Source organism: Desulforamulus hydrothermalis Lam5 = DSM 18033, assembly GCF_000315365.1.
GTDB lineage: Bacteria > Bacillota > Desulfotomaculia > Desulfotomaculales > Desulfotomaculaceae > Desulfotomaculum > Desulfotomaculum hydrothermale.
Genome location: NZ_CAOS01000013.1, coordinates 53,504 through 73,024, shown reverse-complemented (window position 1 = coordinate 73,024; position 19,521 = coordinate 53,504). Strand labels below are relative to the sequence as shown.

Sequence of the window (19,521 nt, the reverse complement as noted above, 5' to 3'; positions counted from 1 at the left end):
CCCGTACGCCTTGGTACGGGTCAGGGTGCAACTCAGGTTAACTTAAAATTCATCCATATCGTAGGGCCAGCCTTCCATGCCGGCTTCCATAAACTTAACATTGGTAAATCCGGCACCCTGCAGGATGCGGGAGGCTTCATAGGCCCGGGAGCCCATGACGCAAACGGTAACGATTTCTTTATCGCGGGGTACCTGATCCAGTTTTTGCCGCAGTTCGCCCAGGGCCAACTGCTGAATCCGCGGGTCTTCAATATGGCGCATGTTAAACTGGGGTGCCGTCCGTACATCCAACAGGATAAAATCATCGCCCCGGTCCAACTTTTCTTTAACTTCGGCCGGCGTATAGGTAACGGCAACTCCTTCCAGCTTGTTCTTGAGCGCCATACCGGTATGCACCATGGGATCAATGGGGGTATTATACGGCGGTGAGTAACCAAGGTCGATGTTCAGCAAATCGTCCAGGGTGCCGCCATAGTAAATCATGGTTGCAGCCACATCGATGCGCTTGGCCACTTCCCCTTTGCCAATTCCCTGGATTCCCAGCAAGCGGCGGGTCTTTTTATCAGCAATCATTTTTAATAAAATTTTATTGCTGTTGGGATGGTAGTGGGTCATGTCAAAGGTAGCCACCCGAATTGTTTCCACCTCATAACCCAGGGCACGGGCTTGCGCTTCGCCCAAACCGGTGCGGGCCACGTTAATTCCCAGGCAATGCAGTACGCCGGTACCCAATACACCTTTAAAGGTTGATTGCCCGCCGGTCACGTTATCCCCCACTACACGGCCCTGGCGGTTGGCATAGGTAGCCATGGGAGCGAATACTTTCTTGCCGGTCAGCAGATGGGTATTCTCAACGCAGTCACCCAAGGCATAAATATCCGGGTCACTGGTCTGCATGTATTCATTGACTACAATGGCACCGGTTTCTCCGATGGTTAGCCCGGCGGCCTGAGCCAGTTGCACATTGGGTCGCACGCCCACCGCTAAAATAACGGCATCCGCATCAATGGCCCCCTTATCGGTAATCACTCTGGCCACCCTGCCGTCTTCGCCTTCCAGTTTAAGCACTTTCTCACCAAAACGGCCTTCTAAACCCTGCTCATACAGGCTCTTGTAAAGCAGGTTTCCCATATCCTGATCCAAAATGCCGGGCAGCAGGGTTTCTTTAAATTCCACCACCGTAACGGTGCGCCGCGGGCTGAAAATGGCATCAACGGCCTCCATGCCGATAAAGCCGGAACCGATAACCACCACATCATTAACTTCCCCGGCGTCCAGGGCCTGTTTAATCAACTGGGCGTCTTCCAGGTGGTTTAACCGGTAAACACCTTTTAAATCCAGGTTTTCAATGGGAGGCGTGATGGGATAAGACCCGGTGCCCAGCACCAGTTTATCATAATCAAAAACCTTTTCTTCGCCGGTATCAACATGGCGTGCAATGACCTGCTTGCGGTCCCTGTCGATGGCAATGGCTTCCATACCGGTAAATACTTCCACACCCCGTTCCGATTTAAAGAAATCGGGATCCCGTTTCACCCCGTAGGAGGTAGAGTAAAGGTGGTCAAAATCGTGAATCTTGCCGGCCAGATAGAAAGGCATGCCGCAACCGGCATAAGATATGTATTTACCTTTCTCCAGAATGGTAATTTGCGCTTCCGGATCCAAGCGGCGTGCCCTGGCTGCTGTCTTGGGGCCTGCGGCCACACCGCCGATGATAAGAATTTTTTTGTTGGACAAACAGTCCACCCCCGTTTATGCAAAATTTCAACAATAACATTATAACGCTAACGTTGGAAAAGATTCAATAGCCATACCATCGTATTGCCAAAAATCATTAGTATAGGAACTAAAACCCGGCTTGCCGGTTTTAGGTGGTCAATGATCCCGCAGGGGACCATCAAACCACCCGGTGATCATTTTGGCAACCTTAATGGGGGTTTGGCAAACCGGCTGTTTGCCGTTCGGTCTGCAATTCCACAAAATGGTCCAGCAGGGTACGGTAAATGGTTTCGGCCATGGGTTCGGCAAAACCATGGTGCCGGGCCAACCGGCGCACCCGGGCCAGTACCTGGGCTTCTCTGGCCTGATCCCGCACCGCCCCGCCGGCGGGTTTTCGCTTGCCTACCTCAGTCACCAGCCTGGCCCTTTGACCCAGTAAAGCAATAATCTGCCCGTCAATAATATCAATGGCTTGCCGCAGTTCTGCCAGGGTTGCGGCCGGCTGCCGGGACGCGCCGGGCTCCTGCCGGCAGGCCGGATAACAGCCAAGCAAACGGATTTGCCGGGCCTGGTCAGCAAGATTGGCCAGGGCCTCGCTGACGTCCGGGTCTGCCCGGTGGCCTGCCAGTTCTATTAAAAAGATATATTCACCCAGGCTGGTTCTGGCGGGGCGGGATTCAATGCGGGTTAAGTTAATACCCCGCCAGGCAAACTCTTTTAAAATACTGTAAAGGGAGCCGGGACGGTCAGGCAGGGATACCGCCAGGGAGGTCTTGCAGGACGGTCCCCGGCAGGGTATCTCCTGCCGCCCCACCACCACAAAACGAGTACAGTTATCAGACCGGTCTTGAATATTGGGGGCCAGGACGGTCAGGTTGTAATATTGGGCGGCGGCGTCGGTGGCAACGGCCGCCAGTGTGTTATCCCCGCCGGCCACCTGGCCGGCCGCCCGGGCCGTGCTTTCTACCGGAATAAGTTGGGCCGCCGGCAGGTTATCGGCTAAAAACCGACGGCACTGGGCCAGGGCCTGGGGATGGGACAGCACGGCCCGGATATCCCGAAAATTGCTGCCCGGCCTGACCAGCAGATGATGGGCCACCGGCAGCAGCAGCTCAGCCTGAATTTTCAAACCGGGCAGTTCCAACAATAAATCCAGCACCGGGTTGACCGTGCCCTCCAGCAGGTTTTCAAAGGGCAACACTCCCTGGGCATAGCGCCCCTCAGCCACCCCCTGGCAAACATCCTGCAAGGTGGCACAGGGAACCGGTTGCGCCGGCTGAGCGGCGGCATAAGCCTGCGCCGCCTGTTCGGAAAAGGTGCCCCGGGGCCCCAGATAGGCAATCTTATTCATGCCCCCACCCCCCAGAGGGATTTGCCAACGGCCTTGGCCACCGGCTTTAACTTTGTCATGAGTTGGGCAAATTCCCGGGGTGACAGGGATTGCTGGCCGTCGCATAAAGCCCGGGCAGGTTCCGGATGCATCTCCACCAGCAGGCCGCCGGCACCGGCCGCCACAGCCGCCATGGCCATGGGCAGCACCAAATCTCGCTTGCCGGTGGCGTGGCTGGGATCCACCACCACCGGCAGGTGGCTCAAACCCATTACCAGCGGCACAGCGCTTAAATCCAGGGTATTGCGGGTATATGTTTCAAAGGTGCGAATGCCCCGTTCGCACAGAATAACCTGCTGGTTGCCTTCCGACATTATATATTCGGCTGCCATCAGCCATTCTTCCACTGTGGCCGAAAGACCCCTTTTCAACAAGATGGGTTTGCCGCTTTTGCCCGCTGCCTTTAACAGGCGGAAGTTTTGCATATTGCGGGCCCCGATTTGCAGTATATCAATATAATCAAGGGCCATAGCCAGGCTTTCTTCATCTATTACTTCACTGACCGTCACCAGTCCGGTCAGTTCGGATGCTTCAGCCAGCAGTTTTAACCCCTGTTCTTCCATGCCCTGGAAACTGTAAGGCGAGGTGCGGGGTTTGAAGGCCCCTCCCCTTAAAAACTTGGCGCCGGCCGCTCGCACTGCCCAGGCAGCTGCCAGTAATTGTTCCCGGCTTTCCACCGCACAGGGTCCGGCAATAACTGCCAGTTCGGAACCGCCAACAGAAGCTCCTTTTACCCGGATGACGGTGTTTTCTTCTTTTACTTCCCGGCTGGCCAGTTTAAAGGGCTTCATAATGGGAACCACCTTTTCCACACCGGGCAGGGCTTCTAACCCCAGGGTTTCCATAACCCGCCGGTCACCCACAGCAGCTACCACAGTTCTTTTTTCGCCGTAAATTACTTGAGTGCGGAAACCTTCCGCCGTTAACCGGTCATCCACAGCCGCAATATGTTGTTGAGTTGCCTGAGGCTGCATTACTACTACCACTGATCATCCCTCCGTAAAATTTAGATTGCTAAATCTACTAAGGGACGAAAGCCATAGACTTCCGCGGTACCACCCTTATTGGCCCAAAGGCCCCCTCAGCAGGATACAGGACCGGGTTGCCCGTACAAACACAGGGAGGCCAATAAAAAAGCTTCTCATCCCTTTAGGGACGAGAAGCTCAAGGCTACCGCGTTACCACCCTAGTTGATCCCGTTCAACGAGACCCCCTCTGTGCAGAGTACGGGAACAATGTCCGATACCCCCTTCCCTGTAACGTGGGAACTACGGCCTAACCTACTGTCAGTTCAGTCGGCATCTCCGGAGAGAACTTCAATCAGCCATAACTGGAAACGCTCTCAGTCGCTGACGTTTCCTCCCTGTGAGACTGGGTCTGACCTACTTTTCTCCTTCATGGACATTAGGGTATAAAATTTGTTATTTATTTTATACAATCTTGCCCGGATTGGCAAGGGCATCCTTGTACTTTTTTATTCCCGCCGCTGTTTGCCGTTGCCGTTTGCCTCCCGGCCCTCCAGCAGTTCAGCTTCATCAGCGCTGGCATAGGTGTCGTCGTTAACAAACACTACTTCATCACAGTTGGGGCAGGTGACTTCAACGACATCATCGTCTTCCAGAATACCCGCATCGAACATGACGGTTTCACCGCAGCCGGGACAATCAACTTCCACATAATCGTCATCCTGGCTCTGGGTTAAATCCTCCTCCAGCGTGTAAAGATCCTCATCAATGGTCTCCACATAGTCCTCCAGCTGTTCCTGGGCCTCTGCCAAACCCTCCAGATGGTCAGCGAAATCCTCCAAGACATCAATAATGCCGTTTAACAAACGACCTTCTTTGCTTTCCGCCGGTAAGTCCATACCGTCTGCCAACCCCTGCAAATAAGCCACCTTTGACTTTAAACTGTCCATCAAAAAACCCCCTTTGACTTGGTACCGTAGTAACACTACAGTATTATGCCGCAATCCAGGGGGTTTTAAACATCTTATGCAGTTATACCCTTTTGACATAGCTGCCGGTGCGGGTATCCACCTGCAGCACATCGCCCACGTTAACAAAGAACGGTACGGTGATCACCGCGCCTGTTTCCAAGGTAGCCGGCTTGCCGCCGCCGGAAGCAGTATCACCTTTAATGCCGGGGGCGGTTTCCACTACCTCCAGTTCCACTACGTTGGGCAGGTCGACACCGATGATTTGCCCGTTGTAGCTGGCCACCGTGAGGGTCATGTTTTCCTTCAGCCATTTAACGGCATCGCCCATATCTGCTTTGGAAATGGTAAACTGGTCAAAGGTTTCCATATTCATTACATTGTAGTTTTCGCCGTCATTATAGAGGTACTGCACTTCCTGGCGTTCAATTCTGGCCGGGGCTAATTTTTCGTTGGGGTTAAAGGTTCTTTCAATTACCGCTCCGGTACGCATGTTTTTCATTTTGGTGCGCACAAAAGCAGCGCCTTTACCGGGTTTAACATGCTGGAATTCAATAATTTGATAGACATCGTTATCAACCTCGACCGTTAAACCGGTTCTGAAATCACTGGTGGAAATCAACAAAATCGCCTCCTGTAATATTGTTAAAGTTTTAACAGCTCATGTTTGGGTGATGAAGTTAACACCTCACAACCCTCATCTGTTACCAGCACACTGTCTTCTATCCGCACCCCGCCCCAGCCGGGCAGGTAAATGCCTGGTTCTACCGTCACCACCATGCCCGCCTGCAGCACGGTTTCATCTTTGGCGGCCAGCCGGGGGTTTTCGTGGATGGCCAGCCCGACCCCGTGCCCGGTGCCGTGGCCGAAATATTCTCCGTAGCCCCGCCGCTCAATTACTTGCCGGGCCGCCTCGTCTACCTCCCTGGCCTTAACCCCCGGGCGGACGGCTGCCAGACCGGCCAGTTGGGCCGCCAGTACAATGTTGTATATTTCCTGCTGTTTTTCATCCGGCTCACCCAGCACAACAGTGCGGGTCATATCCGAATGATAGCCCTGGTAAACCGCACCGAAGTCCATGGTTATAAAATCGCCGGGCTGCAGCCGCCGGTCGCCGGCCACGCCGTGGGGCAAGGCAGAGCGCGGCCCCGAAGCGACAATGGTGGCAAAGGCGGCGCCTGACGCCCCCTGCCGGCGCATAAAAAACTCCAGTTCACAGGCCAGCTCCCGTTCGGCAACGCCGGGTTTAATATAGTTTAATATATGCGCAAAGGCTCGGTCGCCTATTTCCATGGCACGGCGGATGATGCCGATTTCCTGTTGGTCTTTAACCATTCGCAGTTCTTCTGCCAAATCGCCCGCCGGCACCGGGTTAATCTGCCCCAGGTGTTCTTTTAGCCGGTGGTATTGTTTAACCGTCAAATGCTCGTCTTCAAAAAATAGCTTATCACTTTTATACTGCCTTAATACTTCGGCAACCGCCTCAAAGGGTGATCCCTGGTCAACCTTAACCGCCCGAAAATGCGGGCTTTGCTGTTTAACCTGTTCGATATACCGGAAATCCGTAAAAAAATCTGCTGTGTCCGGGCCGATTAACAAGATGCCGGCGGTACCGGTAAAGCCGCTGAGATACAAACGGTTTTCCGGTTTGGTAACCATCAAATAGGTAATCTCCCTTTGGGCCATCAGCCGGCGCAGCTTAGCCAAACGTGTTTTCAACTTGGTTTCCTCCCGGAGTTTGATTGGGCCAGGGCAACCGCCGCCCGCAGCCCCAGCAGGTAACTGGCCGGGCCGAAGCCGCTGATTTGACCGGCCGCCACCGGCGCAATAACCGACCGGCTGCGGAAAGTCTCCCGGGCATGGATGTTGGATAAATGCACCTCCACCACCGGAATCTCCAGGGAAGCCACCGCATCCCGCAGGGCAATGCTGTAGTGGGTATAGGCGCCCGGATTAAACACCACTGCATCCATAATTTCGGCAGCTGCCTGCAGTTTATCGATTAGTTCTCCCTCGTGGTTGGACTGAAAGCATGCCACCGTCACGCCTAACTCTTGGGCCAGTTTTGCCAACTGGGAATTTATTTGTTCCAGCGTGACCGTGCCGTAAACCGCCGGTTCTCTTTTACCCAACCGGTTGAGGTTAGGACCGTGCAAAACCAAAACCTGCATATTTATCTTCTCCCCAGATCCGGCCAACATGCCGGAGCCGCATTACCGACACACATTTTACCATATTTAATACCTCTTTGGAAAGGGGCTTGCTGAGATGAGTTGCACAAGAAAACCCGGGCACCGGCAAAAGTTTTACAGGCTGTTTACCTGGTTGCCCGGGTTCTTGGTATTTTATTAACTGCCGCTTAAAGCCATAGAGGCAATGCGCAGGGTGGGGGAGCCTTTGCCGCCAAAAAACTCCAGGTCATTGCCTACAGCGTCAACCGAACCAAGCAAATCCATAATGTTGCCGGCAATGGCTACGCCGCGCACCGGCCTGGTAAATTGGCCGTTTTCAATCCAAAGGCCGGCCGCCCCCAGTGAAAAATCGCCGGAAATGGGGTTGGCGGTGTGCATGCCAAGCACTTCGGTAACATACAGGCCCCGTTCAACATCTTTAATAATTTGCTCACTGCTGACCTGGCCCGGCCGGATAAAGAAGTTGGTGGTTCCCACCTCCGGGGTGCTTTTAAAGGAGCCCCGCACACCGTTGCCGGTGGAGCGGACACCTTCCCTGGCGGCGGTATAGGTGTTGTGCAGGAAACCCTGCAGCACGCCGTCTTTGATCAGGACGGTTTCGGCTGTCGGCACCCCTTCCCCGTCAAAGGGAGCGGCAGCAATGCCGCCGGGCAGCCGCCCGTCGTCTACGACGGTGACCGGCGGGCTGGCCACCTTTTGTCCCACTTTGCCCGCAAACAGGGAACGTCCCTTTTGCACTGCTTCCCCCGACAGGGCGGGGGCCAGCAACCCCAGGAAACCGGCCGCCACATAGGGATCCAGCACCACCGTGGCCCGCTGGGAATTAACCGGTTTGGCGCCCAGCATGCGAACCGCCCGCTCCGCAGCCTGCCGCCCAATGAAGGCGGGATCCAGGTCGGCCAACTGCAGGCTGTATTTCATGGCAAAGCCGGTCTGGCTGTCCTCTCCTTCTCCCGCCACCAGGGACAGGTAGAGACCGCAATAGGCACTTTTGTACCATGCTTGTAAACCTAAAGAATTTACCACGCTGACAGCAACCTCGGCGTCCTGATAAGCGGCACTCTCGATGACTTTTATCCTTGCATCAAAGGCTTTGGCCGCCCTTTCCATGGCCAGGGCCAGGTCTATTTTGTGCTCAACGGTGGCTGCGCGAATGGCCGGGTCGTAAATTGCCAGCTCCGGATAGGTGCCTGTTATTTCCGGCAACGTATAGAATTGGTCCGGCTCGGCAATGGCGCTGTTGGCCAGGGCCTGGCTCACCACCCGGGCCAGACCGCTTTCGTTAAGCTCGGTGGTATAGGCAAAACCCACCCGCCCATGGTTGATGATGCGCAGCCCCAAACCACGATCTGCCGCCAGTTTCATGGTTTCCACTTCTTGCCGGCGCACTTCTATCAGCAGTTCTTTACTGCTCAACAGGTAAGCCTCGGCCAGGGCCGCCCCGGCGGCTTTGGCTTTTTGCACAGCGTTTTCGGCAATGGTTAGATAGTTGTGATTATCCAAGGAAACAGCATCTCCTTTCTTACACCATAAGTATTGTTCTCTCACAGACAAAATATTCCTTCCGGGGGCAGGGTGATTCAGTTAACAAAACTTTGCCTTCATAAAAAACGAAGCCGCCCCTGCCGGGCGGCCCAGACTGTAGACAAAGGCTGCGAAACAATATCAAAGATGATGTTTGTCGACACTCTGAGCCGCCTGCCGGGCGGCCTGGAACGGTTGGCTTAATGCACAAAGTTTTGGGTTAAAGCGAAGAGTTTTCTGGCTGAGACGGGATTTAATTCCTGCACAGACGCTTCCACAATCAGGTTTGGATCCAACAAAGCCAATATAGCAACCTTTTCACCGGTTCTCTGGTTAGTATAAAAGCCCAAAACACAAAACTGCATGTCTTCCCCATAAATTTTTCTGGTTACGATATCACCTATTTTCACCAGCCACGACCCCCTAGACGCCTGTTCTAAACAAAAAACTCATGAGTCCTCTGCCGTTTTCTACATTAACATATGACGTCCGGCTGTCAGGTGTGTCTGGCCACGAATTCTTTTTAGCAAGGTTCTTTGCCGATATCTTACGAGAGCAAATTAATATACCAGGCTGCCAGCCGCTCTCCTGCCACCGCCGCTATAAGGGAGCCCAGGGCTAAAAAAGGCCCAAAGGGAATGGGATCTTTCCTGCCTTTGCGGCCGGTGGCCAGCAATACCAGGCCGGCGGTGCCCCCCAGTAAAAAGGCTATCAGCAGGGCCACTGCCACCTGCTTTACGCCCAGGAACAGTCCCATGACGGCAGCCAATTTGATATCGCCGCCCCCCATCCCCCCCTGGGCCAGCAGGGCAAGGGCCAGCATAAACAGGCCGGCGGCCAGCAAACCTGCCATACCGTCTTTCAGCAGCGCCGGGCCTTGCAGGTATAAAAAGGGCATACCCAGCAAGGCGCCGGCCAGCAGGATGCCGTCCGGAATAATTTGGTGCTGCAGGTCGATCACGGCAACAACCAGCAGCAGGGAAAAAAACACCAGCATGGCAGCGGCCCGCCAGGACAGCCCCCAGTAATACAGGGTGCCCGTGAACAACAAGCCGCCGGCCAGCTCAACCAGGGGGTAATGCCAGGCAATGCCTGCCCCGCAGTAGCGGCATTGGCCTTGCAGCAAAAGAAAACCGACCAGGGGAATTAAGTCCCGGGGCCTTAACCTGGTGCCGCAAGAAAAACAGTGGGACGGTGTGGTAACTACCGACCGGCCCAGGGGCACCCGGACTATACACACGTTTAAAAAACTGCCTGTAATTAATCCCAGGATGAACCAAAGAACATATATTTCCATAAACCTGCCTCAATCCTTTAATTTTCCGGCTAACCCGCAAAAACACTTACCTGCGGCCCCTGAGCAAAAATTTATTGCTCGTGCCGGCCTGATGCAAGAAACCTGGTAAATTTTTGATATAATATCTTTAATAAATCAGTTAGAGGGTGAACCGTTTGCTCAACAATAACAGCCAAGATGGGTTAAACTATAGCAGCCAGGTCCACCGGTGTTGGCCCGGCAGACAGGGGTTCCTTTGGTTTTGGTGGGTGTTGGCGGCGATTTGGGGCGGCTTGCTCAGCTGCTCCTTGGCCTGGGCCGCCGCACCGTCGCCGGCCTTTGAAAAAACCTTCGGTTACCGGCAGGTTGACCGTGGCTTAACGGCTGTGGCAACCGCCGATGGCTGCCTGGTGGCCGGGGAATCACTGTCTTACTATATGCACGGCGCCGGGGAATACGATGCTTACCTGGCCAAATTGGATGCCAACGGCCTGGTAAAGTGGCAGAAAACTTACGGCGGCGCCAAAGACGACCGGATTTTGGCCCTTTGCCCGACGAATGACGGCGGCTGCATCCTGACCGGGGTTACCCAGTCTAACCCCTGGCGGACGGATCAGGACGTGTACCTGCTGAAAACCGACGCTGCCGGCCAAATGCAGTGGTCCTGCAATCTCGGCGGCCCGGGCGAGCAGGCCGGCCGTTGTGTCCGGCCAACTGCCGACGGCGGCTATATCATCGCCGGCGAAACAACTGCTGCCGGGTCGGATAATCAAGATGCATTTTTAATTAAAACCGATGCTGCCGGGAAACTGCAATGGGAACAAACCTTTGGCGGCCCCAGGGCAGACGCCGCTGCCTGTGTCCGGCCTACGGCGGACGGCGGCTATCTCCTGGCGGGTACCACCTGCTCCCTGGGAACGGGTAACTACGACATTTACTTAATTAAAACCGACCCCACAGGCCGTAAACTGTGGGAAAAAACCTGCGGCAGCGGCGGCGGCGTCAGCCGGCTGGAAACAACCGAGGACGGCGGTTTTATCCTGGCGGGCCAAATCTGCCCGGACGGCATACCGGCTGCCTGTTTAATTAAGCTGGACAGCCAGGGTCAGGTGCAGTGGGAAAAATCCTATCATGGCAACGGCTGGGCTGTCGGCAGGCATGTGCAAGCTACCCGCCGGGGGTATCTGCTGGCCGGTTGGACGCTTGCCGGCGACAAGCAGGGCTGCCACCTGTACCTGGTAGAAACCGATAAGGAGGGCGGCAAGCTGGGGGAGAAAACCGTGCCAGGCAGCAAATTTGACGAAAGATTTGCAGTGTGCTCCACCCCTGACGGCGGTTGCCTGGTTGTGGGCTGGTGGGCCGATTTATTAACCTGGCTGGGCAATAACAACAATGATGTGCAGGTATACCTGGCCAAAATTAATGTGCCGCAATAATTGCGCCGGGTTGGCTCAGGGATTGGCCGTCTCCTGCCAGTAATCCACTTCCCAGCCCGCTTCGCTGGGCTCCAAAAAATGCGGCGGCGTCTGGTAATTCATGCGCGGGTCGAAGGAATAATTTTTGCTGTAGCCGCTCTGGCCGATCAAACCAACCGGCAAGCGTTTGTACTGGATTAAGGAACCGATCAGGTTGATGGTGCCTTTATCGTACCAATCATAGGTTTCATAACCGAAACCTTTATTAATGGCAAATACCACCCCTTGTATGGCCATGTCATAGGGTGCTACATCCTGAACACTGCCGGTAAACCAGTACCGCCCTAAAATCCACACATTATTGTTGGCCACCAGACCCAGCATATCATCCCCGCTGACCGTCCAGCCCACCTGTTCGCCGTTCTGGTAAACCGGGGTAAAGGTGGTGGCGGCATAGCGCACCCCGCCGGTGGCGGTTGCCTTGCTGTAATCATAATTGGTGGGGTCTTTGCCGGTAATGTAAATGTCGTTGGCCGCCCCGATGGTTAACTGCCCTTTTAAAGTACCGGAAACAAAGACATTGCCCCGGGAGAGGTCAAACTTGTCATTGCTGTACTGGTCATTGCCGGTGGTGCCGTCCACATAAATGACCCCGTTGGCCGGCAGCGGCCGGGTTTCCGGGCTGCCCAATTTCCCGTCATCCCCGGCCCGCTTGGCATTGCGGCTGACCAGCTGGCCGCTGCCCAGCAGCATTATGCTGGTGCGCCCCTCGTAGTAATAGCCGCCCTGTCTGGCTAAAAGCTTGAGCTGGTTGTTGCTGGCGGGGAACACCAGGCCGGCTACCTTTTGGGGCGGGCCTGCCCGGAAATCAGGGTTGTATCTAGTACCCTTAATCAACCGGTTGCTGTAGGTAACCTTGCCGTAAAAGACAGGCCTGCCCTGAATGCGCAGGTCGGTGTTGGTGTGCAGGGGCCCGTAGCACTTTTCGCCGTCCCCCCACCAGATATTGGAACCGTCATTGTGGGATAAATACACATGCTGGTTAAACTGCCGCTTCCGGAAGCGGGTTTCAATGGTCCGCTTGTTGGTGGGGTCGGCGGCCGGCCAGCCGGTGGCCCGCAGGGTAACCGTCTGCTGGCCGGTACTTATTAACTGCAGCCGGTACCAGCCGTCGGCAAACTTGATATCCTTATCAAACTCAACATTACCGGGGGTGCCTTCGTTGAGGTGCCAGAGGTAGTTTTGACAGCCCGCCTCGGCATAGTGCAGGGCGTCCCGGCTGCCGGCATAACGGCTGCCCAGGGTAGTCTGGCCGGTTACCAGATAAGCGGCGGTAAAACCGAGCAGGGTAAAGACAGTGATAAACACCAGCACCACAGGTAAGGCGATACCTCTCTCATCCCGCCATACAGCCATTTATTTCACCCCTTTGCTGCAGCAGTATCAGTCCGCCGCCGCCCGGCTGCGGATAACCAGGTTGCTCTTGACAGTCACCGGTTTGCTTAAACCCTCGGCGTTGATGATTAAATTTATCTGTACCACATTGGGATAGTCTTCTTTAAGGGAAAAAACCGGCTGGTCGGCGGTGTTGGCCACCCCGGCCACCACCGTCTGCCAGGTTGCCGGGCTGCCGTAGGTATAGGGAAAGGCATCCGGCTGCCGGCTCTGGCGCAGCGCCACCCCCCGCTGCAGGGCACCGTTTTGCAGGCGGTAGCAAACCCGTTCGGGTTTGCCGTCATTGTTAACATCCGTATAAATATCCAGCTGGCTGCCGGCAGGCGTAACACCTTCGGCAATATAGACGGCAGCCAGGTTGGCGGTGGCCTTGCGGGCGCTGCGGATTTCCCTGGCCAGCTGCATGACCGCCAGGCGGGCCGCCTGGAGGGTGCCGGCTTCCGCCTCGGCCCGCTGCCAGCTGCGCTGGCTGAAAAAATAAAACTGGTAAGCGGCAGCCAACACAAGGCTGAGCAGGGCCAGCCCGATAATTAATTCCACCAGGGAAAAACCCCGGTTGTTCATCAACTTTTTAAGGCAGCAGCCCATAAACTTGCTGTACGGCATATGCTTTCACCCTCTTGGGGCCGGTCAGCGCCTGATTAAGCCGCCCTGCGCCGGTGTTTTACCGTAATCCGCAGGCAGGCGGAAGCCGTCCGGCCAGTAATAGGCGCCGGGTTCAACAATTTGTTGGTCGCCCCGCCAGACACCCTTGACAAAATACACCTCGCCGTAGTTTGGTCCAGGCAGGCCGCCTGTTTCCCCGCCGGCTGCCTCTTCCCGGGGCACCGACAATAATAATTCGCCGGTCGGGTGGTTGTTTTGCTCCTCCAGCACCACTTTGCCCTTAAAAACAATCTGCCGGCTGCGCAGGGTGAGCCGGGACCGGCCGGCAATCTCCAAATCCTGTTGCCAGAACATGGCTGAAGCGGTAAAATCCGGCTGCTGGTTGGCGGTGGTTTTTATCAGGGATTGGTTATTGGCCGGCTGAAAAATTACCGGCAGCAGCGGTTCGCCGGGGTTGCGGGGATACCTGTCGGTGATGTTTTCCAATACATGGCTGTTGCCGTTAAACCAGCCGATGGCAGCGGCCTGCCCGGCATCCCCGGGGGGCGACGGGATGGCTGCCAGGTAAATAACCAGCTGTTTCTCCGTTCCCGGCCCGGCAAAACCCCCATCCCAGTCTTTTTCGCCGTCGTGGGACCGCTCAACCACCCGGGAGAACAAGTAGCCGGCGGCCTCGTCGGGGGTTACTGCCAGTTGGTATCGCCCGGGGTAACCGCTGCCCACCGGCCAGAGAGGGGGCAGCAAATCGTCCGGCAGCCGGCCGTCTGCCTGCAGCTGGCCGGCGGTCAGCACTTTATCAATATCAGCCCCGTAAGGGGCATCAAGATGCAGAAGCATCTGCCCGGCCAAGCCGGTCACCGGGTGGTGGTCCAGGTCTTCCAGCTTGAGACGCAGGCGGGCCGGGTATTCCACCTCAAACTTGTTGGCTGCGGTGCTGCCTTCTGCCACCTGGGCCTGCCAGGCAGCCTGGTCGGGCTGCGGTATCATGCCCAGGCTGTAAGGCCGCACTTCCACGGCGTAGGTGCCGGGCTTGAGGCCGGCAAAAACAGCGCCGCCGTAGCGGGTGGTCCAGAGGGTTTGGGGCGCGTCGGGCCCCGCCGTAAGCTCCACCGTTACGCTTTCGACCGGTACATCCGGGGCAGCGGCATCCGTCCGCCAGCCCCGGACGACACAGGCCCTGATATTGCCGCCGGGCAGTAACACCTGCTCCCCTTCCCGGGCCACCAGGGTCTGGGCGGCCGCCCGGACAGCGGCCCCGTTGTTAAAAAAGCCCTGGGCGGTCACAACCACCCTGACCAGCTTGTAATCGTAAGGCAGGCCGCTGCCTGTGCAGCTGCCGGTGCCGGCCGGGTCATCCACCCAGTTGATCCAGGTTTGAACGGTATAAGTAATGCCGTCCAGCGTGACGGTTTGCACGGGCGGTATGTCGCCGGCCGGGTTGCCGCCCTGCACCCCCACCTCGTTATAGGAACGGCTGCGAATTTCCTCAATCATGTTGTCAGCCAGGTTGCCGGCGGTCAGGCGGGCCCGGTTGGCCTGGGAACCCTGGGCAATAAAGGTGGACAGGGGCATATAAGCCAGGACAAACACCAGCAAAACGGTGATGGCCACCAGCAGTTCCACCAGGGTAAAACCCTGCCGGTTTGGCAGTTGATTGGTCAGCAACCTCACCCGCTCGCCTCCTTTGCTGCTATTCTGCAATTCTGCAACGCATTATTCACCGGGGGAGTGCGCAATCAGCACTCCCCCGGCGAATGTGACGTTGTGGCAATGGATAAAAAAGTTATTGTTTAGCCCTACAGCTACTGTCACTATGTTAGTTATTGTTATTGTCGCTTTATTACCAAGTGATTGGCAATGATGCATTGGTATAAGTCGTTCCATTAATGGTAACAGTCACTTGCGCTCTAAGAGGCGTACCGCCAATAGAGTATACAGCTCCCGCCGGCCCCTCTGGCAACCCTTGCAAGTAAGTTCCTACCAAAGCATTTATGTTAGCAGGGTTAGCTCCATTGTTGTTTGCTTGATATTGAGCAATAGCACCATCAATTGTTCTTAGATTAGCCTCCACAGCTCTTTGTTGTGCAGCAACCTGAGAGTTGTTATATACCGGCACGGCAATGGCCACCAGGATGCCGATGATGACAACCACTACCATTAATTCCACCAGGGTAAAGCCCCGGCGGTTTTTGAGCAGGGCGCACAGTTTTCGGAACATAAATTCACCCCCTTTCCGTTTAGTTTACATAAAATCACAGTACCGCTTTTTGCAATCAGGTTGCTTAATATATTTTTGATTAATCACTGCGTCAATCCGAACTTTCCTGGCTGCTCATATCGCCCAAATCCATTTCCTGGATCAAATCGCGCAGCAGCCTGATTTTATCCGGCGTTTCTTCCACCCATAAAACATGCGCAGGCGACTTGCTGGTGCCTAAATTCCTGGAGATGCTCATGTTGCCCACCGGGACGCCGCTCAACTGGCTGAGCAGATCCCGGGCGGACGCCAGCGCCTGGTGGGCATAGTCCCCCTTGGCGGTAATCAGGGGGGCTTTGGTTTTTTGGCGGGGCATATCCAGGCTGTTCAGGGCGCTTTTAACCTGGGTTTCTATCTTTTTGGGGCAGATCACCATGATCTCGTGGCCATAGCGGTCACCGTCGGTGGTAATGGTTTGAACGTCCGGAAAACCAAATTTCTCCAACCGCTTGGCGGCATCCTCCGCTACAATATAGGTTAACTTGTAAACAAAACGAGTTTTGTCATCTTCCTCCGCCTGTTCCGGGATATCCACCGAGGCAATTACTTCTTTCACTTTTTTCAGGCCGGCGGCGGTGCCCTGCACCCAGATCACATGGGGGTTGGTATCCAGCACCACGCTTTTTACCCCCTGGATGCCCAGCTCGCTCAGCATGCTTTTCAGTTTATCGGTTTTAATATAATTGGTGTCAAAACGGGTAAGCACCAGCTGGTCAAAGAAATCCCGCAGCAAGGTATCCGGCGGGCCCACCACAATAATATCGCCCTTTTGCAGGTAGGCCAGGCCTTTGCTCTGGATAATCAGTTCCATGGCCAGCCGGGGGGTTACACGGTAGGCCCGGAAGGTTACCGGTTCGGGTTCTGTATCCAGCAGCAGGATGTTGACGCCCATTTTCACGGCCAGGGCAGACAACACATCGCGCAGGTCGGCATCCCGCACATCCATATTCATGCTGCCGATGTCGTAAGCCGCCTCTGCCAAGGCCGGGTAGCCGGTACCGGCCGCCGCATCGCTGGCCGCTGCTGCCCCGGCCGGCCCCAGGCTGCCGGCCAGCCACACTATTATTAACAGTTTATTCAAGCAGGCTTTAAACCTATGTCGGCTGTTTAACCCCGCTGTTTTGCCCGGCATCAGTTGCCACCCCCTTTGTTTTGGCTGCCGGCCGCTTGGTCGGCAGCCGCACCCGCCGCTTGCTTATCCTGCTTGGCTGCGGCCGGCGACGCTTCCTTTTTCACCCGTCCGTTGAATTCCAGGTATATTTTGCCGCTTGCCGCTTGCAGCACCACCCAGTTGCCGGTAACTTCCTTCACCACCAGGCCGCCCGCCAGTTCCTGGCCCGGCCCCACAATATAAGAGGTGTTGCCTGCTTCTATAATGGCCAGGTTATCGCCACCGCCGCCGGTAATTACACCCTTCAGCTGCAGCGAGCCGCTGAAGGGATCCCTGGGCTGGGGGCGCTCCTCCATGGTACGCTTGGTTGCCGGCAATAAAGTGGTGGTGGGTTGGGAAACGGCAGGGGCGGCCTGGTTCAACCCGGCCCCGGCGGGCGCCGTACCGCCGGCCTGGCTGCTGAAGAAAGCCACATTCCATTTAACAAGCAGGATGAGGCCAATGAGTACAAGCAAAGCACCGCCGGCCAGAAGTGCTTGGCGCTTGTTTTGCTTAACGTAAGGAACTATATCCTCCACCTTAATTTCATTAAGCCTGGCCCAGAATTGTTTAATTTTTTCTTTATCTATTTTTATACGGTTATCTGCCATGGTGTTACCGGTTCCGCCTTCCTAAATTTACTTAAAACTAACTAAATCCAGGCAGAAACCTATCACGGTTTCTGTTTAATTCATCTGCACCATCAGGTCACACCTAGTGTAATCCCAGGCCACAGTGTACGTGGTACGACTTAAGTCTTCCACATAGCCGAGGCACGGCAATAAATTTTCTTTTTTGGCTATATTGATAGCACTATTTATGTCCCTGCTAAGTGTCGTCTGACAGTTAGGGCAGGTAAAGACCCGCACCGTTGGGCCCTTCTTTTCTTCGTGGCCACAGAAGGAACAGGTTTTAGTGGTTCCTTCCTCTGCTACCTCTTTAAAATGCTTGCCGGACTTCTCCATGACCCAGGCAATAATTTTCCTGGCTTTTGCAATGGCTGTCCGGTTTAGCATCGAACGGTGCATATTATCATATTTAGCTGTTTCCAAGGTGGGAGTATAATCACCCATAAGAACTAAATCATAGGTTTTGGCCAGCCGGTTAGCGATTGCATATAATCCCTGCTTAATCTGTTCTCGCCGGGCATTATAGGCCTTATCCAAAGCCTTATTTATCCTCAGCCAACGCTTACTGGGCTGCCAATAGCCTCTGCCTTCGTAGGTTTCAATAAACTTTGCTTTACGTAGACAGACATCCCTTTTCGATTTCAACCGGTCAATTACTTTGTCCCAGTATTTAATTTGAGTCAAGTTCTTAAACTCATAACTAACACCATTTTGGTTAATACCTACCATCAGGTTTTTGTGGTTTGGATCTAAGGCTATCCATTTTAATCTTTTAGCCGGTTTTTTATCCGGCTTTTCAATACAAAAGACTGCATAATAGGCTTTATGATCTTTTGTAATGCGTAGGTTTTTGATGGTGCTCTCCGGGGACGCCGGGGTATCTTCCAGAGCCAGGGTGATATAAAGCCTTTTGCCTTCTTTATTGGTGCCAAGGCTTAGTTTTAGTTCTCGGCCGTTAATTCTAAAGCCTTTGTTTGGTTCGTCATACAAAAGGGAAAACCACTTCTTTTTCCACGCTCGGAATTTGGGTAGGCCGTTACCCTGCTTAAAGAACCGCATGTAAGCATCCTTTAACCGCAGGGCAACATTTTTTAGAGGTGATGAATGGACTGTCTTAAGAAATGGGTTATCTTGCTTTAGTATGGCACCTGGTTTCTTAAATTCCGGCCGGATAGGAGTTTTTTACTGTTGCCATTGTTAATATAGTCATCTCTTGCTATAGCTAAAAGCCGGTTGTACAGCCAGTTGCATTTCTTGGATTGGGAGTCTAGTATTCTTGCTTGTTCGTCTGTTACGATTAGCCTTATCTTTCGGTTGAATATCAAATGGCATCACTCTCTTTAAACCACTTTTCGGCCTCTTTTTGAATCTTTTTTTGCTTGTGGCTTCTGCTGCCATATAACCTACTGCTAAACACTGTTATGATAGAAAGAATATCTTCCACTAATTCCTGTTCATAGGTCTTATCTTCGGTATGATTGATAATCTCGATAGTTACACCATGAAATTCGCAGATTTGCTCGATTACCTCGTAGCCAAAGCGAATTAACCTATCCTTATAATTCACTACAATCCGTTCTAATTTATTTGATTGAACCAGATGCAGTAGTTCTTTAAGCCCTTTTTTGTTGTAGTTTAGACCACTGCCTATATCAGTGATAACCTTGAAGGAATATCCCTTGGCCGTACAATACTGTGATACGTTTTCTATCTGTCTTTGTAAATCTTCTTTTTGGTCGGAAGAGGATACCCTGCAGTAGGCTATAGTTAGTTTTGTATCGTGTTGCAAGGGCTTTATTTGGGATAATTCCTCTAAGGTATATCTCCTATGTCCTCCCTGTGTGCGAATAGGTTTGATCTTTCCTTCTTTCTCCCACCTCCGCATGGTTGATATTGATACTCCTAGTAGTTTTGCTGCTTCTTGAATTGTATACATAAACCCACCTCTTGCCATTATTATATAACGGTAGGTAGG

The 19,521-nt window shown here is 54.2% G+C and carries 21 protein-coding genes and 1 other annotated feature; of the genes, 2 read left to right on the top strand and 19 right to left on the bottom strand.

All coding sequences use genetic code 11. From position 1 onward, the window contains the following. Positions 1 to 42: 42 nt before the first annotated feature. The 8 genes from DESHY_RS10405 to DESHY_RS10370 all read right to left on the bottom strand — a co-directional run bounded on the left by DESHY_RS10405 (position 43) and on the right by DESHY_RS10370 (position 8,782). Entirely contained in the window at positions 43 to 1,737 is a 1,695-nt protein-coding gene (locus tag DESHY_RS10405) for an FAD-dependent oxidoreductase (RefSeq protein WP_008412590.1), read from the bottom strand. A 190-nt stretch (positions 1,738 to 1,927) separates the two neighbouring features. Continuing rightward, positions 1,928 to 3,070 (bottom strand): prephenate dehydratase, encoded by a 1,143-nt coding sequence (gene pheA / locus DESHY_RS10400; RefSeq protein ID WP_008412589.1) that lies wholly within the window; start codon positions 3,068 to 3,070, stop codon positions 1,928 to 1,930. Further along, the gene (gene aroF, locus DESHY_RS10395; RefSeq protein WP_008412588.1) at positions 3,067 to 4,095 is read right to left on the bottom strand and encodes a 3-deoxy-7-phosphoheptulonate synthase; all 1,029 of its coding nucleotides are present in this window, start codon (positions 4,093 to 4,095) and stop codon (positions 3,067 to 3,069) included. The genes pheA and aroF overlap by 4 nt, the downstream gene beginning before the upstream one ends. A 162-nt stretch (positions 4,096 to 4,257) precedes the next feature. Beyond that, positions 4,258 to 4,517: a binding site (T-box leader), on the bottom strand. A 66-nt stretch (positions 4,518 to 4,583) separates the two neighbouring features. Further along, positions 4,584 to 5,024: a CD1247 N-terminal domain-containing protein gene (locus DESHY_RS10390; RefSeq protein WP_008412587.1), complete on the bottom strand. Its 441-nt coding sequence runs from the start codon at positions 5,022 to 5,024 to the stop codon at positions 4,584 to 4,586. 82 nt (positions 5,025 to 5,106) lie between these two features. After that, complete coding sequence (efp, locus tag DESHY_RS10385; protein ID WP_048818074.1) at positions 5,107 to 5,664, bottom strand: elongation factor P; 558 nt, start codon at positions 5,662 to 5,664, stop codon at positions 5,107 to 5,109. 23 nt (positions 5,665 to 5,687) lie between these two features. Beyond that, complete coding sequence (locus tag DESHY_RS10380; protein ID WP_008412585.1) at positions 5,688 to 6,761, bottom strand: M24 family metallopeptidase; 1,074 nt, start codon at positions 6,759 to 6,761, stop codon at positions 5,688 to 5,690. Beyond that, positions 6,758 to 7,213: a type II 3-dehydroquinate dehydratase gene (gene aroQ / locus DESHY_RS10375; protein WP_008412584.1), complete on the bottom strand. Its 456-nt coding sequence runs from the start codon at positions 7,211 to 7,213 to the stop codon at positions 6,758 to 6,760. The genes DESHY_RS10380 and aroQ overlap by 4 nt, the downstream gene beginning before the upstream one ends. Positions 7,214 to 7,390: 177 nt before the next feature. Beyond that, positions 7,391 to 8,782 carry a TldD/PmbA family protein gene (locus DESHY_RS10370; protein ID WP_235695573.1) on the bottom strand — a complete coding sequence of 464 codons (1,392 nt, stop codon included), beginning with the start codon at positions 8,780 to 8,782 and terminating at the stop codon, positions 7,391 to 7,393. A gap of 27 nt (positions 8,783 to 8,809) precedes the next feature. Here DESHY_RS10370 and DESHY_RS14055 point away from each other — a divergent pair, with 27 nt between their 5' ends. Next, a complete protein-coding gene (locus tag DESHY_RS14055; RefSeq protein WP_160162497.1) occupies positions 8,810 to 8,962 on the top strand; it encodes a hypothetical protein in 153 nt (50 codons plus the stop codon). Here DESHY_RS14055 and DESHY_RS10365 read toward each other — a convergent pair. Together DESHY_RS10365 and DESHY_RS10360 are read right to left on the bottom strand one after the other, a co-directional pair. After that, complete coding sequence (locus tag DESHY_RS10365) at positions 8,959 to 9,171, bottom strand: sporulation peptidase YabG (protein ID WP_011877409.1); 213 nt, start codon at positions 9,169 to 9,171, stop codon at positions 8,959 to 8,961. The two genes, DESHY_RS14055 and DESHY_RS10365, sit on opposite strands and share 4 nt — an antisense overlap. Positions 9,172 to 9,305: 134 nt before the next feature. Next, complete coding sequence (locus DESHY_RS10360) at positions 9,306 to 10,055, bottom strand: prepilin peptidase (protein ID WP_008412577.1); 750 nt, start codon at positions 10,053 to 10,055, stop codon at positions 9,306 to 9,308. 248 nt (positions 10,056 to 10,303) lie between these two features. On the opposite strand from DESHY_RS10360, the gene DESHY_RS10355 reads away from it, so the two are divergent. Further along, positions 10,304 to 11,470: a PQQ-binding-like beta-propeller repeat protein gene (locus tag DESHY_RS10355; protein WP_143147745.1), complete on the top strand. Its 1,167-nt coding sequence runs from the start codon at positions 10,304 to 10,306 to the stop codon at positions 11,468 to 11,470. A gap of 15 nt (positions 11,471 to 11,485) precedes the next feature. On the opposite strand, the gene DESHY_RS10350 is transcribed toward DESHY_RS10355, so the two are convergent. The 9 genes from DESHY_RS10350 to DESHY_RS10315 form a co-directional block, all read right to left on the bottom strand. After that, a complete protein-coding gene (locus DESHY_RS10350) occupies positions 11,486 to 12,865 on the bottom strand; it encodes a pilus assembly PilX N-terminal domain-containing protein (RefSeq protein WP_008412569.1) in 1,380 nt (459 codons plus the stop codon). Between the two features lie 27 nt (positions 12,866 to 12,892). Further along, positions 12,893 to 13,510, bottom strand: a complete 618-nt coding sequence (locus tag DESHY_RS10345; RefSeq protein WP_008412567.1) for a PulJ/GspJ family protein — start codon at positions 13,508 to 13,510, stop codon at positions 12,893 to 12,895. Between the two features lie 24 nt (positions 13,511 to 13,534). Then, a complete protein-coding gene (locus DESHY_RS10340) occupies positions 13,535 to 15,181 on the bottom strand; it encodes a prepilin-type N-terminal cleavage/methylation domain-containing protein (protein ID WP_008412565.1) in 1,647 nt (548 codons plus the stop codon). 169 nt (positions 15,182 to 15,350) lie between these two features. Further along, complete coding sequence (locus DESHY_RS10335; protein WP_008412563.1) at positions 15,351 to 15,728, bottom strand: prepilin-type N-terminal cleavage/methylation domain-containing protein; 378 nt, start codon at positions 15,726 to 15,728, stop codon at positions 15,351 to 15,353. Between the two features lie 91 nt (positions 15,729 to 15,819). Then, positions 15,820 to 16,899: a hypothetical protein gene (locus DESHY_RS10330; RefSeq protein ID WP_008412562.1), complete on the bottom strand. Its 1,080-nt coding sequence runs from the start codon at positions 16,897 to 16,899 to the stop codon at positions 15,820 to 15,822. Further along, positions 16,899 to 17,528: a hypothetical protein gene (locus DESHY_RS10325; RefSeq protein WP_008412560.1), complete on the bottom strand. Its 630-nt coding sequence runs from the start codon at positions 17,526 to 17,528 to the stop codon at positions 16,899 to 16,901. Before DESHY_RS10325 ends, DESHY_RS10330 begins: the two co-directional genes overlap by 1 nt. Positions 17,529 to 17,603: 75 nt before the next feature. Beyond that, positions 17,604 to 18,626, bottom strand: coding sequence for an RNA-guided endonuclease InsQ/TnpB family protein (locus DESHY_RS10320; protein ID WP_235695572.1), 1,023 nt, complete (start codon positions 18,624 to 18,626; stop codon positions 17,604 to 17,606). Between the two features lie 56 nt (positions 18,627 to 18,682). Then, a complete protein-coding gene (locus DESHY_RS14645; protein ID WP_008412555.1) occupies positions 18,683 to 18,871 on the bottom strand; it encodes a helix-turn-helix domain-containing protein in 189 nt (62 codons plus the stop codon). Next, entirely contained in the window at positions 18,868 to 19,482 is a 615-nt protein-coding gene (locus tag DESHY_RS10315; RefSeq protein ID WP_008412554.1) for an IS607 family transposase, read from the bottom strand. The genes DESHY_RS14645 and DESHY_RS10315 overlap by 4 nt, the downstream gene beginning before the upstream one ends. Positions 19,483 to 19,521 lie beyond the last annotated feature (39 nt).